Origin of the sequence: Paenibacillus sp. HGH0039, assembly GCF_000411255.1 — a bacterium.
In the GTDB taxonomy this organism is placed as follows: domain Bacteria; phylum Bacillota; class Bacilli; order Paenibacillales; family NBRC-103111; genus Paenibacillus_F.
On record NZ_KE150413.1, the window covers coordinates 2,125,274 to 2,140,262 of the forward strand.

Consider the following 14,989-nt stretch of genomic DNA (forward strand, 5'->3'; position numbering starts at 1 on the left):
CTCAGAATCTCCGGTGATCCGGTCGCCAAAAGCTAGGAATACTTTGTGCAGATGAGAGGAATTTTATCCTGCCGGCCGGAGGCGTCTCTCGCGGCTTCTTGAACGGATGAGAGCGGACGATGCTTCAGCCCGCGGAAAGCAGCCGAAGGAGCTGCCGATTCAGCTGCACGGGATGCCGGGGGAATGCCGCTAGCCGGAAATCCCTCGTCAGCTCGGCAGCCTGCACCGGTTCCGGCCGGTCGGTCAGGCCCGACAGGTAGGCCAGGACGCCGAGCAGCGTCTCGGGCGGGACTCCCGCGCGGCGGATGGCGGACACGGACAAGGAGCCGTGCCGCTTGGACAAGCGCTGGCCGTCGGGCCCGTAGAGCAGCGGGACGTGCGTGTAGCGCGGCGGCTCGTACCCCAGGGCGCGCAGCAGCATCAGCTGGCGCGGGGTAGAGTCGAGCAGATCCCAGCCGCGCAGGACGTCGGTGATGCCCATGGCGGCATCATCGACGGCGGCGGCAAGCTGGTAGGCCACGATGCCGTCCGCCCGCTGCACGACGAAGTCCCCTCCGGCCCCGCCGGGAAAAACCTGCGCTCCCGCGGCCAGATCGCGGAAAGCAATGTCTTCCGCAGGCATCGCGAAACGGAGCGCGGGCACTTTGTCCGCCGCGCGAGCTTCACGCTCGGCCTCCGTCAGGAAGCGGCACGTGCCGGGATAGGACGGTCCTTCGGAGGAGAGGCCGTGAGGAGCGCTGGAGATGGCGTGAAGCTCGGCCCTGCTGCAGTAGCAGGGATACAGATGCCCGCGCTCCCGCAGCGTCCCGAGCGCCTCCTCGTAGAGGCGTCCTCTGACGCTCTGCTCGTAAGGACCGAAGGGACCGCCCGCGCCCGGGCCCTCGTCCCAGTGGAGGCCGAGCCACCGCAGGTCTTCGGTGATTTGTTCGGCCAGCTCGGGCCGGCAGCGGGGCTTGTCGATGTCCTCCATCCGCAGGACGAACGTACCGCCCGCCGCCCGGGTTTGCAGCCAGGCGAGCAGGGCGGTACGGGCGTTGCCGATATGAAGTTCGCCGGACGGAGTAGGGGCGAAGCGCCCCCGTACTAGGGTTGAGCTCATTGTGATTACGCCCCTTTCATACGAGATATCTATGAAGATACTCCTTTAAGCGGCATCGTTCAACCTTTCGAGAATGCGGCGTTTCCGGTACAGCATTTTGCCGGCTTCGGCAACGTCCCGTATCGTACCCCGGTTAAAATACGCTCCGAACAGCATACCGGCGATGGGAATCATCTGAAACAGCTTTTTCCAGCCGAAATTATCCCGGTACGTGGTGACGACTTCCCGCCAGCCTTGAAGCTGGGAGACGGACTGCCGGCCTTCCGCATCGTAAACGGACAATTTTTCCAGGATGGCTTTCTTGCCCACGATATCGGAGGACGAAAACTGCAGACAGTTGATAATAAAGATACGTTCCTTCTTGTCATTGGGGTCATAACCGTAGCAGACGGCAATCTCCTGGAGCACTTTCAGGGAAAGGCCCAGGAGGGCGGGAATATCGATCGCCAGCGTAAAAATGCCGCCGAAGCCCGTGGTGGCTCCTTGCACGGTCGCGAGCGCGGATCTGGATTCGGCCAGGGAATCCGCGGCCCGATCCATGACAGCAAGCGGAAGAAGCGCGGCTTCTCGGATGGACGGGACGTCTTGGCGGGCCTCTTTTTCCTCCGCCGTATGTTTGGAAAGATGGTCGAGCATGCCTTTCTCCGAAACGAGATATTTTCCGCCGGTTTGAATGTAGCTTCCGATTTCATCGATAAGTTGTCCGATACGGTCCTGCAGAAAGCGCGGGGTAACCTTGTCCAGCAGGGCGAAGGGGAGACGGCCGAGCTTTTCCCAGAAAAAAATATCTTTCTGCTCTTGTTCCCATTTGTCGATTTCTTTGAGCTGTAGGAGAAGTTCGTCCTTTGTTTCCGTCGGGTGCATGGCCAGACCTCCAGGTGTAATTTCGTATTTTTCAGTAATACGCGCAGAAGAAGTAAACCGGTTCAGAAAAGGGGAAATCCGTTTCCGTTCATTTACCTTTTTTAGTCCGGAACGATTTGGTAAACTGGGGAAACGAAAACAAGCACCCAGTACCGACGGAAGATGAGGAAACGGACATGAGATTCAGAGATTTTCACCCCAATGTAAAAATCCGGATAACGATGCACTTTGTGACGGGCATCCTAAGCGGTATGGTTCTGCCGTTCATGGCGGTTTACTTCGCTAAAACGCTCGGAACGACGACCGCCGGATTAGCGGTCATGGGCAACATTATCGCGGGAGTCGCCGCGACGTTTATCGGCGGATATTACGCGGACCGCATCGGACGCAAGAAGCTGATGCTGATCAGCGAGCTTGTCTGTACCGCGGCTTACGCGGTGATGGCGGCCGCGAATTCGCCCTGGTACCAGTCGCCGTACCTGACCCTGGCGATGACCCTTGTCATCGGAGCGGGCTGGGGACTGAGCAAGCCCGCCGCGGACGCTATGCTGATCGACGTGACCGAGCCCGGCGCCCGTAAATTTATGTACCGCATTACCTACTGGCTGAATAACTTGTCGATCTCGATCGCGGGCATTATCGGGGCGTTCCTGTTCAGCTCGTACTTGTTCGAACTGCTGCTCGGGGTATCGGCGGTTACGTTTATCTCTTACCTCGTTACCCTGATCTGGTTGTCTGAAACGCTCCAGCCGGCGGCTGGGCACGCAGAGCAGGAAGGCGTCCCGAAAACCGGCGGACCTTTTCATATTCTGAAAAGCTATGGAGAGGTATTCCGGGACCGGACATTTATGGTTTACGTCCTGGCCAGCCTCCTCTTGGTTTCGGTGGAGTTTAATTTGACCGAGTACATTGGAATCCGCCTGGAGAGGGACATTCACGGAGCCGTTCTGCTGCCGAGCATGACGAGTTTGAACGGTCTTGAGCTTCTGGGCATTCTGAGGACCGAGAATACGTTCGCCATCGTTGTCCTATCGCTTTTTACCGGTTATCTGCTCAAAAAATACGGAGGCACCCGCACGATGTTCGTCGGCCTCTTCCTGAACATTGCGGGCTACAGCTACCTGGCCATGGGCAATCACCCTTGGGCTCTCCTTGTCCTGATGCTGATCGCCACCATCGGCGAACTGATCTATGTTCCGATTAAGCAGGCGTTCCTCGTGAACATCGTTCCGGACCATGCGCGCAGTTCGTATATGGCGGTCAACGGAATGCTGTACAGCGGCGCCCATTTCATCTGCGCCATCAATGTCGTGATCGGCGGGTTCCTGCCCGCGTGGGGAATGGCCCTGGTGCTCTTCGCGACAGGCCTGACGGGCCTGCTGCTTCTGGGCTCCATCCTTCCGAAGCTTGCGCCAGCCCCGAATACGGCCGCCAAAAGCAAAGTCGCCTCCGCACTTTGAGAGGGAGAAGATGAAAGAGAGCGGCTGGATTTAGAAGGAATGAAAACATGAAGACGAATAAAATCCTGAAACAGATCAGCTACATGTAAAGCTGCAGAAAGCGTCGTGCGGAGTGTTCCGCACGGCGCTTTTTTAAATTTTTTTCCAGTGGTCGAGCTTTGTCGAAGCAAATCGGCGGAGAGCGGAGCATAAGTTACCTATAGCGGAAAGGAGGGATACGGGATGCCTTTTATAAACAGATACTCGACTACCACCAACGGAGCCATCACGTTTACGGGCAATACGCTCGGCCTCAGCAAACAGAATAACGCAAACGCGCCGGAAACGGCCCGCTCCATCGGCACGTTCACTACGGTCAATACAAGTCTGCAAGACGACACCTACCCGCTCGGGACCACGTCCGATCACCGGCTGAATTCTTCTTCGGCCATCCTCGTCCTGCCTTCCCAGAGCACCGTTTTGTATGCGGAGCTGATTTGGGGAGGGAGTTGCAACCTGGGCGGGGAGAACGTGAGCAGCGCGCTCAATAATACGGTATCGCTCACGAACAGCGCCGGTGTTTTTACGGTTACGCCCGATACGGCTGCGCCCAGCGTGAATACATCTCACTACTTTTATGTAAGGTCCGCCAATGTGACGAGTCTTGTCCGGGCGGGCGGAGGCGGGACCTATACGGTCGGTAAAGTTCCGGGTACGCAGGGAGACAGTGAGAACAGCATCAATCATGCGGGCTGGACGCTCGCCGTCATTTATCAGAATGCGACGCTTCCCTCGCGGAACATGACCATTTTCGTCGGCAATGAAAGGATGGACACCCCTTCAAGCACGAACTCGGCCGTCGTAAGCGGATTTTCCACCCCGACAAGCGGTCCGCTCAGCGGGAGGCTGTTCGTCAGCGCCCAGGAAGGGGGTTCTCCGCTTACGGGCGACCGGATGCAGTTCGGGCCGACGGCCGCCGATCTTGCGCCGGTCTACGGGCCGAACAATCACGTGAGCACCATTTCTTGCTCGCAGATCAATAACGACAGCGGCCTGCTAGACACGACAGGGACGTTCGTGGACCGGAATTATCCTACGGGTTCCGTCATATCCGGCGGCCGTCAGGGATGGGACGTCACGAATGTGGACGTATCGTCCAAACTGATCAATTCGCAGACGTCCGCCAACATCCGGGGAACGACGTACGGCGACGTGTATCTGATCAATGCGCTTGCCCTTCAGGTGAACATCAACGCTCCGGTCATTAGCGTAACGAAGGAATCCAACAAGACGACCGCTTACATTAATGAGGCAATCACGTATAAAGTTACGATCTCGAACTCCGGCAACGCCACGGCCAATACGCTTACGCTCACGCACCAGCAGCCGGCGGGCACGACTTTTATTGCGGGAAGCGTGACTGTCAACGGCACGGCTCAAGCCTCGGCAAATCCCTACACGGGAATTTCCCTCGGAAATTTGGCGAACAGCCAGTCGATCGTCGTCCAATTTCAAAGCCGGGTCACGTCGCGTCCTGCCTCCCCGGCGCAGTTCGCCGATCAGGCGACGGTCACTTACCAGTTCCAGAGTGTAACCGGAGGGACGGTTTTCAACGGTACGGCCGCCTCTTCCGTTGTGACCGTTGCGGCCGGGAATTACCCGCCGATTGCTTCCGACGTAACGGGCACAATCGCCGAGGATACGTCCTTTACGGGACAAATTCCGGCCTCGGATCCCGAATCCGCGGTTTTGTCTTATTCCGTCGCAAGCCTGCCCGCACACGGGACGGCTGCGCTTAACGCCAACGGCTCGTTTACCTACGTGCCTGATCTGAATTTCAACGGGACGGATTCTTTCTCCGTTACGGTCAGCGACGGCAGCGGAGGGACGGCAAACTCGTTAGTCACCATCCGGGTCACACCGGTGAACGATCCGTCGGCTGCCCAGAATGTATCGTTTACTACGCTGGAGGATACGTCGCTGAGCGGAAAAGTAACGGCGACCGATGTGGACGGCGATTCGCTGACGTTCAGCCTGGCCGTTCCCCCCGCGCACGGGACGGTTGTATTCGGTCCGACAGGGGTGTTCAAGTATACGCCCAGCCCGAATTACAACGGGACCGACGGTTTCACCTATTCGGTCAGCGACGGAAACGGAGGCACTGCCACGGCTTCCGTAACCATTACGGTTACGCCGGTGAATGATCCTCCGGTCACCTCCAATGTGAATTTGACGACGGCGGAGGATACGCCTGTCACCGGTGCCGTTCCCCCGACGGACGTGGACGGAGACGGTCTGACGTATACGCTGGCGTCTCCCGTTACGAACGGAAGCGTCACGCTGAACGCGGACGGAACGTACGTGTATGCGCCCGGTCTTCATTTTAACGGCACGGACTCTTTTGCCGTCAGAGTAAGCGACGGGAAAGGCGGTACGGCCGTTTCCAACGTCACGATTACGGTGACGCCCGTCAACGACCCGCCGGTCGCCTCGGGAGGAAGTGTCGTCACGCCGGAAGACACTCCGGTCAGCGGAAAAATTAACGCAAGCGATGCGGACGGCGACGCGCTGGGCTATGCGCTGGGCACCGCGCCGCTCAACGGTACAGTCGTGCTGGCAGCGGACGGGAGCTATACGTACACGCCGCTTGCGAACTTTAACGGCACCGACAGCTTCACGGTGACCGTCAGCGACGGCAACGGCGGTGCGGCCATTTCTCATATCGTCGTCACGGTAACTCCGGTCAACGATCTGCCCGCGGAGCAGGACAAGAACGTCGTTTCTCCGGAGGATACACCGGTATCGGGCCGGGTCTTCGCGTCGGATGTGGACGGGGACGCGCTCACCTTCGCCCCGGGTGCTCCGCCCGCCAACGGCACGGTGGTCGTAGCGTCCGACGGGGGCTATACGTACACGCCTGCGCCCGATTATAACGGGACGGATTCTTTCACCGTTACCGTCAGTGACGGAAACGGCGGAACCGATTCCGCGGCGGCGACGGTAACGGTGACTCCGGTCAACGACCCGCCTGTCACTTCGGATGTTGCGCTGACTACCACGGAGGATACGCCGGTAAGCGGTCTGGTGGCCGCAACGGATGCGGACGGTGATTCGTTGACCTACACGTTGAGGGCACCGGCATCGAACGGCACCGTCTCCTTGAATCCCGACGGAACGTTTACTTATGTTCCGGCGCTTAATTTCAACGGAAACGACTCGTTCGCCGTCGAGGTAAGTGACGGCCGAGGAGGGACGGCCGTTTCCAATGTGATCTTGACGGTGACTCCGGTCAACGATCCGCCGGTCGTGTTCGACGAACAATGCTTCACGACGGAGGATACGCCCGTAACGTGCCAGATCATAGCTTCGGATGTGGACGGCGATGCGCCGACCTACGCGCTGGGCACGCCTCCGGTGAGCGGAACGGCAGTCGTGACGGCGGACGGCACCTACACGTATACGCCGAATCCCGACTTTTACGGGGGCGACAGCTTCACCGTGACGGTGAGTGACGGCAACGGAGGAACGGCGACAGAGACGGCAACAGTGAACGTGGCGCCGGTGAACGACGCGCCGGTAACGGCCGATTTGGTACTGACAACGCCCGAGGATACTGCGGCATCCGGACAGATTGCGGCGACTGATGCGGACGGCGACGCGCTGACGTTCACGCTGCGGACACAGCCGACGCGCGGCAGCGTGATCCTGAATCCGGACGGGACGTTCAAGTATACGCCGATTCCGGATTTCAACGGAACGGATTCGTTCACGGTCCTGGTCGATGACAGTAACGGCGGGACGGCGGTCGCGAATGTAACGGTGACGGTGACGCCGGTCAACGACCCGCCGGTGGCCGCCGATGTGGCCGATGTGACGCCGGAAGACACCCCGGTGAGCGGTCAGATCCCGGCGACCGATGTGGACGGCGACGCGCTGACGTTTGCGCTGGGCACGCCGCCGGTGAACGGCACGGCGGTCGTGACGGTGGCAGGCGGGTACACGTACACGCCGAACCCGGACTTCAACGGCACCGACAGCTTCACCGTAACGGTGAGCGACGGAAAAGGTGGGACGGCGACGTTAACCGTGACGGTAACGGTTACGCCGGTCAACGACGCGCCGGTGACGGCGGATCTGGCGCTGCCGACGCCGGAGGATACGCCCCTTGCCGGTGCGGTAACCGCCACGGATGCGGACGGCGATGCGCTGACGTATCTGCTCGGCACATTTCCGACCCACGGTACGGCGGCGGTGGCGGCAGACGGCACGTTCACCTATACGCCGAATGCGGATTTCAACGGGATCGACAGTTTTACCGTAACCGTCCATGACGGAGCGGGAGGAACGGACAGCGCGGTCGTGACCGTAACGGTCGTACCGGTTAACGATGCTCCTATTCTGGGTACGGTGAACGAGACGACTGTCGAAGATACCGTTCTTAACGGCCAAATTACGGCAGCCGATCCGGAAGGCGATCCCGTCACTTATGCCCTTGCCGCACAGGCGGCTAACGGGACTGCCGCCGTTAATGCCGACGGATCGTACACGTATACGCCGAATCTCAATTTTAACGGCCTGGACTTTTTCGTGGTCACCGCATCGGATGGTCAGGGCGGAGTCGCATCGGCTGTCGTAAACATAACGGTCACGCCTGTTAACGATCCGCCTTTTGCAGCTCCGCTGGCCCTTTCGACACCGGAAAATACGCCTGTATCCGGCCGGATATCGGCGTATGATCGGGAAGGCGATCCGATTGTGCACACCGTCAATACGGAGCCCGGCAACGGTACGGTGATTTTAAATGCGGACGGGAGTTTTATTTATACTCCCGCTCAGGATTTTAACGGGACGGACGGTTTTGCAATCCGCGTGAGCGATGACCGTGGAGCCGGCTTCGTCTCGGACGTGACGGTTACGGTGCTGCCTGTCAACGATCCGCCTCGGGTCCGCAATGTATCCCAATCCACGTTCGTGAATCAGACCGTTAGCGGTTCGATCGATGCGGACGATATCGACAATGATGTCCTGACCTACTCGCTGGACACCCCTCCCGCAAACGGTACGGCGACGGCAGGACCCGGAAATACGTACACGTATGTGCCGAATCCAACCTTTACGGGAACCGATTCTTTCCAAGTCAGAGTCACCGACGAGTCGGGCGCTTCGGCGATGGCGGCAATTACCGTCGAAGTGTCGCCGGTTTTCACGGGTTCATCCATCGAAACCACTTTAATGACGCTGCAAAATACGCCTCTTACCAGCATAGTCCCGCTCGTACCGGAAGTTTCAGCGGTCTATCGGTTGAGCACACCGCCTTCAAACGGTTCGGTATCGGTAAATGCCGATAGAAGCTTCACGTATGTTCCTAATCAAAATTTCACGGGCAGCGATTCGTTTGTCCTCACGGAGTCAGGCACTTTGCAGACGGTTCTCGTTAAAGTTGTCGTCTTGCCGGCGAACCAAGCTCCGCTCGTCGGCAATGTCCAAAGCTCAACGACAAGGAATGCGCCGGTTTCAGGAACGATTACCGCGACCGATCCGGAAGGGCAATCGCTCTTTTATAACCTGAATACCTTGCCTCTTAACGGGACGGCATCGGTCCGTACGGACGGGACGTTCACCTATACGCCCAGCCGCAACTTCGCGGGGACGGATTCCTTTACGGTCGGCGTAACGGACGCGGGTGGAGCTGTCAGTATAGCGCTGATTGTTATAACGGTCGAAAGGAAGGATGACGGAGTTGGTAACGCAGAGCCTGTCCCCGATACACTGACGGCACGAAGCGAGACCTTATGAATGAGGTGCATACGCCGATTCAGGGCAGAGTGCGGGCGTTGAGAAGGCTGGGGCTGCCGCTGACCTATTCGTTGAAACAATCCGCCGGATCCGGAAAATCCACGGTAAGCGCGGACGGGATATGGATCTACGCTCCTGTCTCAAACTTTACGGGAATAGATTTCTTCACGATTGAGCTCGCCAACTTCCGCGGGGACCGTACCGAAGCCGTTATTCCTGTTATTGTGGAACCGCTGGTCGAGGAATAGAGGAGGAGGCGGGCCGCGTACAAGGCGTTCACTCCAAGGGGACGACGGGTTCGTCCTCTTTTTTGTGCAATCGGGCGAATGGACGGGAAGCGGTCATTTGGTTTATGCTGTGAAAAGAACTTCCGGTCATTTGCTTTGCCGGATTGAACCGGGTATAAGGACCGGCCGCCAACGGAGCGGTTCTTTTGTGTTTTTGAAAAAAACGATCCGGCGCAAACCTGCAAGCTCGGCAGTAAACAGGATCGGCCCGGGATTCGGCTGCGAATGACCGATCAGGCGAATAAAGGTTTTGCCTGCAGGATGAACGACGGGGCATTGCATGATTAAGAAAAGCAAACGTTGACTTTTGATGAATTAAACGGGGGATACAGATATGAACGTACCGGTGGAGGCAGTGCTCCCGGAACTGCTGGATGTGCTGAGGCGGGAGCGGAACGCCGTCCTGATCGCACCGCCAGGAGCGGGTAAAACGACACGTGTGCCGCTTGCTCTCCTCAAGGAGCCCTGGCTGGACGGCAAACGCATCTTGATGCTGGAGCCGCGGCGAATTGCGGCAAGGGCTGCCGCAGCTTATATGGCGTCCCTGCTGGGGGAAAAGACGGGCGAGACGGTCGGATACCGGATGCGCTCGGATACGAAGGTAGGGCCGAAGACACGCGTCGAGGTCATTACGGAAGGAGTCCTTACCCGCATGCTTCAGCGCGATCCTTCTCTTGAAGGAGCGGGAATCGTGCTGTTCGACGAGTTTCACGAGCGGAATCTGGCGGCGGATCTGGGCCTGGCCCTCTGCCTGCAATCCCAGTCTCTGCTGCGGGAAGACCTGAAGCTTCTCGTTATGTCCGCAACTTTGGAAGGAGACGCTGTGGCGGCGCTCATGAACGGCGCTTCCGTCGTAACGAGCGAGGGCAGAATGTACCCGGTCGAAACCCGTTACAGACGGGAACCCGTAAAAGGGCCCGTGGCAGCGGCCGTTCTGGATACCGTTCTGCAAGCCTGGCGCGAGGAGGAAGGGGATCTGCTCGTGTTCTTGCCGGGTGCTCCCGAAATACGGCGGGCGGAAAAAGAGCTCGCCTCCCGGCTGCCTGCCGGTCAGGCTCTTGTTGCGCCGCTGTACGGCAGTCTGACGCAGGAGCAGCAGGATCGCGCGATTCTGCCGGACTCGCAGGGAAGGCGCAAGATCGTGCTGGCGACGACGATCGCCGAGACAAGCCTGACCGTCGAAGGCGTGCGCATCGTCGTTGACAGCGGCCTCGTGCGCGTTCCGCGCTTCTCGCCGCGAACGGGCATGAGCCGCCTGGAGACGACGGCGGTCTCCCGCGCCTCCGCAGATCAGCGGCGCGGCCGCGCCGGCCGCCTTGCGCCGGGTGTCTGCTACCGGCTGTGGACGGAGCAGGAAGAGAGGCGCCTGGCCCCTGCCGGACGGCCCGAAATCGCGGAGGCGGATCTGGCCCCGCTGGCGCTTGACCTCGCCGTGTGGGGAGCCCGGCCGGATGAGCTGGCCTGGCTCGACGCGCCACCGGCGGCCGCATACGCGCAGGCGTGCAGCCTGCTCCGCAGGCTCGGGGCGCTCGATGAAGCGGGCGCCGTCACGGCTCACGGCCGCAGGGTCGCCGCGCTGGGCCTGCACCCGCGTCTGGCACACATGGCGCTGCGGGCGCTTCCGCTGGGCGCGGGAGGGCTTGCCTGCGAGCTGGCGGCGCTGCTCGGCGAGCGAGACATTCTCCGCGGCACGCCGTCGGCCCGGGATGCGGACCTGCGGCTGCGCGCCGAGGCTCTGCGGGCCTACACCGGCCCGGGGCGCGGGAAGAGGCGGACGCCGCACGACAGCGGCGCCGCCGGCACTGCCGCTGCGGAGCCGGAAAGCTTCGCGGACGAGTCTGCGCCGGGGAGCGCGGATGTCTCCGTGCTGCGCCGTCTCGGGAGCGATGCGGCCCGTTGGAAGCGCGAGCTGGGCGTCCCGGAGGGCGAATCCGGCGGTACGGAACGGACGGGCCTGCTGCTCGCGTTCGCTTTTCCCGACCGCATTGCGGGACAGCGGTCGCCCGGGCGGTTTACTCTCAGCAGCGGCAGAGGGGCCGTGCTGCCCGATATGCAGCGCCTCTCGGCGGAGCCTTGGCTCGTTTGCGCCGACCTGGACGATCAGGGCGCGGAAAGCACCATTTATTTGGGAGCCCCCGTGCGGCGGGACGAGCTTGAAGAGCATTTTGCCCATGAAATCGTCGAGGAAATAACGGTAAGCTGGGACCGGCAGGCTCAGGCTGTAAGGGCCCGGAAAAGAACATCGCTCGGCATGCTCGCCCTCCGGGAGATCACTATTGCCGCTCCGGACCCCGAACTTATGCGGGATGCCCTGCTTCAGGGGATCAGAAGCCAAGGGCTGGAAGCGCTGAGCTGGAACAAATCGGCGAGGCAGCTGCGCGAGCGGTTGAGCTTTATGGCGCAACATGACGACCGGTGGCCGGATGTCTCGGACGAAGCTTTGCTGGCTTCTCTGGAGGAGTGGCTGGGTCCGCACGTGTACGGGATGAAAAACCGGGGCGACCTCCAGCGTCTGAATCTGACGGCTGTACTGGAAGCGATGCTCACTTGGGAGCAGCGGAGACTGCTGGATGAGCAGGCGCCGACCCATCTGACCGTGCCGAGCGGCTCCCGCATCCCGGTCGATTACAGCACGCCGGAAGCGCCGGCTCTGCATGTTCGGCTTCAGGAAATGTTCGGGCTCCAAGCTACGCCGGCCATCGGCGGCGGTCGTGCGCCCTTGACCCTTCACCTGCTGTCTCCGGCACAGCGGCCGGTGCAGGTTACGCGCGATCTGGAGAGCTTTTGGAAAGAGGCTTATTTTGAAGTGAAAAAAGATCTCAAGGGCCGCTACCCGAAGCATTACTGGCCGGACGATCCGCTTGAAGCGATTCCGACCAGCCGGGCGAAGCCGCGTAAATAGTCCGAAGACGGACAAAGAGGCGTAAAAGAGGTGCGTCTATGAACGAAACAGCAATCATCCGGCTAATCCGGCACGACGAGTTGGACCAACTTCTGGAGCTGTACCGGCAGCTGAATACGGAGGACCCCGTCATTCCTCCAAGCGAGGACCTGGATAATCAGTGGAACGAAATGTTCCATAATCCGAAAATGAAATTTGTCGTCGTGGAAGACGACGGGAAACTGGCTGCCGTATGCGTGCTTGTAATCGTCCAGAACCTGACCCGCGGCGGACGCCCTTTCGGCTTGGTTGAAAACGTCGTAACCCGCGAGAACCACCGTAAAAAAGGCTGCGGCAGTCTGATTTTGCAAAAGGCGCTGGATTTGGCCCGCGAGGCGGACTGTTACAAAGTGATGCTGCTGATAAGTTTCAAAGAGGACGCGACCCTTCGTTTTTACGAGAAGAACGGGTTTGAAAAAGACGTCAAAACCGGCTTTATCTCGTACCTTTGGTAATGGGGGGAAACGGGAGAGGACGGGAAAGACGGGACAGGACAGGTGGACAGTAGGGGACATCCTACCTGGTGCAGGTGAAGATTTGCCGATAGCTCGGGGCGCTGGCTGACCGGAAGTCTCGACATCGAACCGTACAAATTTTACGTGTTGAAAGGAATGGAGGTGCCGCTGTGCTTATGAAGCGGGTAGGGCAAGCGATTGCGGCAGGAGTCCTGCTCTTGGGACTCGCCGCATGCTCGGCCGGACAAACCGGCAGCCCGGACGGCAAACCGGATTCAAGCCGGGAAGCGACCGGGAAGGCGGCGGAACTGACAGTATCCGCCGCCGCCAGTCTCAAAGATGCGCTGGAGGAGATCGGCCGGCGTTACGAAAGCGCCAATAGCGGCGTTAAGCTGCTCTATAATTTCGGATCTTCAGGCACTCTGCAGAAACAGATCGAGCAGGGAGCTCCCGCCGATCTCTTCATTTCGGCGGGGGTGCCGCAGATGAAGGCTCTGCTGGATAAGCAGCTTATCGATAAGGAACATTCCGGCGTTCTGCTCACCAATGAGCTGGTTTTGATCGTGCCGGGGGATTCGGGAGCAAACATCGCCGTTCCGGAAGACCTTTTGAAAGAGCCGGTGAAGAAGATCGCGGTCGGGGAACCCAAAACCGTTCCGGCGGGCAGTTACACGCAAGAAGTCTTGAACGGAGCCGGGATCTGGGACAAGCTGCAGCCCAAAATCGTGTGGACCAAGGATGTCCGCCAAGTGCTGGCTTATGTGGAATCGGGAAATGCGGACGCGGGATTCGTTTACAAAACGGATGCCTTGACTTCGGGCAAGGTGAAAACGGTGTATACGGCAAAAGAAGCGGCGGGAAGTTCGCCGATCGAATATCCGGCGGGAATCGTTTCGGGCACGAAGCAGGCGGAGGAGGCCCGGAAGTTCTATGATTACCTGTCCGGAGCGGAGGCGAGGGATATTTTTACGAAATACGGCTTCGGCTTAAAAAGTCCCTGAGCCATGCCGGTGAACCTGGAAATGTTCCTCTCTCCCGTCTGGCTGTCGCTGAAAATCGCACTTCTGTCGGGGGTTCTCGCCTTCGTATTCGGTGTGTCGGCAGCCCGGCTCGTACATAAACGCCCGTTTCGGGGGAGAACTTTGCTGGAAACGGTCTTTATGCTGCCTCTTGTCCTGCCGCCTACCGTTATCGGCTTTCTGCTTCTGCTCGCTTTCGGCCGGAGAAGCTGGATCGGCCGTCTGGCGGAATGGCTCTGGGACCAGCCGGTCGTTTTCTCCTGGGGAGCGGGGGTCATCGCGGCGACGGTCGTCGCTTTTCCGCTTGTCTACCAATCGGCCAAAACGGGCTTCCAGACGATCGACCGGGACCTGGAAGGAGCCGCCCGGTCTATGGGAGCCGGCGAGCGGCAGGTTCTGTTCCACGTTACGCTGCCGCTTGCCGGACCGGCGCTCGTGACCGCTTTTGTGCTCGGTTTTGCCCGGGCGCTGGGGGAATTCGGGGCCACGATCATGATCGCGGGAAATATCCCGGGACGGACCCAGACGGTGCCGACGGCCATTTATACCGCGGTCGATTCGGGCGACTATACGCTCGCCTGGTGCTGGACGGGGGCGATCGTCTCCTTTTCTTTTCTGCTCCTGCTTGCGGGCAACTTCCGCAGAAATCCGCCTGCCGGAAACTCCGCTCCATAAAAAACCTGCCAAGGCATGAGGCCCGGCAGGTTTTTTGTCGTTCGCTTTTTTACGAGTCAGGACCAGCCGTCCTTCTTTAAACGGGCGTCCAGCACGAAAGTGCCGAACGGCAGGAAGGAGGCCAGAATGGCGGTCAACACTTTGATAATCGACCAGCGGTGGACGAATGTGACGTGTGCGACGGCGAGCAGGAAGAGGACGAACAGCAGTCCGTGCAAGCCTCCTACGACCGTGACGGGCTGAGGGACATCCGCGAAATGCTTGAGCGGCATGGCGATGAACAGCAGCAGGAGGAATGAAATTCCTTCGAGAAAGCCGATCACGCGCAAGCGCCCGATGGGAGTGCTGAGCATGGTTAACATACACCGCCTGTGTAAAAAAATAAGGAAAGGGAGAGGTCTCCCCTTCCTTACT

General features: G+C 59.7%; 10 protein-coding genes. 7 read left to right on the plus strand and 3 right to left on the minus strand.

The genetic code is table 11. The features are described 5' to 3' along the window. Window positions 1–124: 124 nt before the first annotated feature. Together gluQRS and HMPREF1207_RS24185 are read right to left on the minus strand one after the other, a co-directional pair. Entirely contained in the window at window positions 125–1,099 is a 975-nt protein-coding gene (gluQRS, locus tag HMPREF1207_RS24180; protein WP_009672475.1) for a tRNA glutamyl-Q(34) synthetase GluQRS, read from the minus strand. 45 nt (window positions 1,100–1,144) lie between these two features. After that, on the minus strand, window positions 1,145–1,963 hold the full coding sequence (locus HMPREF1207_RS24185; protein WP_009672431.1) for an EcsC family protein: 819 nt from the start codon (window positions 1,961–1,963) through the stop codon (window positions 1,145–1,147). A gap of 176 nt (window positions 1,964–2,139) precedes the next feature. Here HMPREF1207_RS24185 and HMPREF1207_RS24190 point away from each other — a divergent pair, with 176 nt between their 5' ends. The 7 genes from HMPREF1207_RS24190 (at window position 2,140) to modB (ending at window position 14,575) form a co-directional block, all read left to right on the plus strand. Next, on the plus strand, window positions 2,140–3,423 hold the full coding sequence (locus HMPREF1207_RS24190; RefSeq protein ID WP_009672434.1) for an MFS transporter: 1,284 nt from the start codon (window positions 2,140–2,142) through the stop codon (window positions 3,421–3,423). A gap of 222 nt (window positions 3,424–3,645) precedes the next feature. After that, on the plus strand, window positions 3,646–9,198 hold the full coding sequence (locus tag HMPREF1207_RS24195) for a tandem-95 repeat protein (RefSeq protein ID WP_009672533.1): 5,553 nt from the start codon (window positions 3,646–3,648) through the stop codon (window positions 9,196–9,198). Then, window positions 9,195–9,446 carry an Ig-like domain-containing protein gene (locus HMPREF1207_RS24200; RefSeq protein WP_009672494.1) on the plus strand — a complete coding sequence of 84 codons (252 nt, stop codon included), beginning with the start codon at window positions 9,195–9,197 and terminating at the stop codon, window positions 9,444–9,446. Before HMPREF1207_RS24195 ends, HMPREF1207_RS24200 begins: the two co-directional genes overlap by 4 nt. A gap of 373 nt (window positions 9,447–9,819) precedes the next feature. Next, window positions 9,820–12,387 carry an ATP-dependent helicase HrpB gene (hrpB, locus tag HMPREF1207_RS24205; protein ID WP_009672401.1) on the plus strand — a complete coding sequence of 856 codons (2,568 nt, stop codon included), beginning with the start codon at window positions 9,820–9,822 and terminating at the stop codon, window positions 12,385–12,387. 38 nt (window positions 12,388–12,425) lie between these two features. After that, the gene (locus tag HMPREF1207_RS24210) at window positions 12,426–12,881 is read left to right on the plus strand and encodes a GNAT family N-acetyltransferase (protein ID WP_009672464.1); all 456 of its coding nucleotides are present in this window, start codon (window positions 12,426–12,428) and stop codon (window positions 12,879–12,881) included. Between the two features lie 170 nt (window positions 12,882–13,051). After that, window positions 13,052–13,882 (plus strand): molybdate ABC transporter substrate-binding protein, encoded by an 831-nt coding sequence (modA, locus tag HMPREF1207_RS24215; RefSeq protein ID WP_009672410.1) that lies wholly within the window; start codon window positions 13,052–13,054, stop codon window positions 13,880–13,882. 3 nt (window positions 13,883–13,885) lie between these two features. Beyond that, window positions 13,886–14,575 (plus strand): molybdate ABC transporter permease subunit, encoded by a 690-nt coding sequence (modB, locus tag HMPREF1207_RS24220; protein ID WP_009672425.1) that lies wholly within the window; start codon window positions 13,886–13,888, stop codon window positions 14,573–14,575. 56 nt (window positions 14,576–14,631) lie between these two features. Here the strand turns inward: modB and HMPREF1207_RS24225 are convergent, their stop codons facing one another. Further along, entirely contained in the window at window positions 14,632–14,928 is a 297-nt protein-coding gene (locus tag HMPREF1207_RS24225; RefSeq protein ID WP_016424041.1) for a DUF3817 domain-containing protein, read from the minus strand. Window positions 14,929–14,989: the final 61 nt, after the last annotated feature.